Origin of the sequence: Endozoicomonas sp. SESOKO2 (genome assembly GCF_024606245.1) — a bacterium.
Lineage (GTDB): Bacteria > Pseudomonadota > Gammaproteobacteria > Pseudomonadales > Endozoicomonadaceae > Endozoicomonas_A.
In genome coordinates this window covers 1-1,672 of the sequence record NZ_JAHHPQ010000668.1, presented here as the reverse complement: position 1 = coordinate 1,672, position 1,672 = coordinate 1, and the positions used below count along the sequence as shown (strand labels likewise).

At 54.1% G+C, this 1,672-nt stretch carries 2 protein-coding genes; both read right to left on the bottom strand.

The window, feature by feature from the left end; genetic code table 11:
* A partial coding sequence (locus KDK17_RS16400) for a hypothetical protein (protein ID WP_257288551.1) occupies nt 1-676 on the bottom strand: 676 nt, incomplete at its 3' end.
* Nucleotides 615-1,672: hypothetical protein (locus tag KDK17_RS16395; protein ID WP_257288550.1), on the bottom strand; the 1,058-nt coding region annotated here is incomplete at its 5' end. The genes KDK17_RS16400 and KDK17_RS16395, both read right to left, overlap by 62 nt.

Genomic DNA, 1,672 nt, shown 5'->3' with positions numbered 1-1,672 from the left:
TGGTTTCGCCTTCCTTACTGAAAAAATTCGGCACCCGAAGGCTCTGGGTGGAATTTATTGGTTTTGTGCTATTTTCGCCGTGCTTCAGCAGTCCATCATTCGTCAGGATAGTCAGGATCAGGTCCCCACCCGCTTTTTGATAGTGCAGTTTTTGGCAGGGGTGGGTTACCACTTCCAGCTGGTCAGCCGTGCCTGTGGTATTTGACAAAAACCATTGGCCGCTGTTACCAGTGCCATCGTCAGCAAAGCGGTAAATGGCACTCTTCTCATCAATGACATACTGATGTCCGGGGACTGCTCGCTGTAAAAGTGCATAACCAGACTCTAGTTGTTTAAGGATGAACTCCTTGCCATCCAGAACACCGTCATCCAGTTCCAGGCTGTCTGGCCAGTCATTGGCATAGACGCGGTGTGGGTTCTGCCAGCTGCCTATCCTTACCAGGGGGTTCACACCGGATGCCATCATTTTTATGCCATCAGGCGATGGGAGACGTCGGTCAATGATCAGTTTATCAACGGCGTGGCAGTTCAGCGTCCGTATTTTTTCGGCTGGCTTGAGGGCCTGCGTTGCCAAAACAGGCTGGCCATCCCGGTAGAGGGTTAGAAAACCACGGTCATCTATTGTCATGGCCAGATGTTGGCGGGGGGGAGGTGAAAAATGGTCTAACCCTGTCATGAAAGATCCTCTCGCCATCCGTTAGCCTGATCTCCAATCCCCTGTTTTTCAGGCTCAACCTGATGGCATCAGCGCCGTCAGCCCCGGCAAAATGAATGAGTGAGCCCCAGGCGCGGGAAGGCAAGCTCCGGTGAACCCAGCCCGCCAGTATAAAACTGCCGCCAGTGACCGGAGGGGGCATCAGGCGTGACAAACCGGCTGGACAACGAGGCTGGTCACCACTGTCAGTTGCGTCAGTGGCATTGTGCGGAGCCAGCGAACGCCAGCTGGCTGCCTGCAGATTGGTGAGACTGGCACCACCCAGGTGAACCCGGTTAAATGAAGAGGGGGCAAAAAATATCTTCACCGTCCCGGTTTTCTCTGCACTTTCCAGCGCACCCTCCAGCTCGAGACTGACCAGGTTACTACCGAGGCCGGGGTGTACGCTGGCGCCACTGCTTTTGATGTGGAAAATATCGTTTCCCGACTCACCAAACAGCCCGGCTCCCGGCTTGACTGTACCGGAGATGAAGAACAGGTCATCACCCGGCCCGCCCCGCACCGGTGCCGTAACATTGTCAAGCTGGTAAATGTTATCCAGCCGATTGTCTTCAGCCAGCCTCGAGTAATAGTAACTCCAAAGTTTTTCGCTGGTCAGCACATTAGTTCCATTGTTGGCCGGATCAACCGTTACCAGACGCCAGAAATGCTCTGCCAGACTGTTGATAAAGAGCCCGGTGGCCAGACTTTTATCGTTGCGCAGACAACGGGGAACGTGTCGTAAATTGAGGGTGAAAAATAACTGGCTGTCGTCCAGAACCTCCAGATGGGTATAATTTTCGGTCAGCCGCCAGTCCAGTTTTTCGGTTTGTACCCCATGCAATATCAGGGTATTCCCGTTGTCCCGGTCAATGATTCGGGTGCCATTGGCCTGCCGGTGAATAACGTAAATGTCGGGACCCAGGTTGCCGGAAAGAAGGTCAGGCCCCAGGTTCGCCACCATCCGGTCAGCTTTCC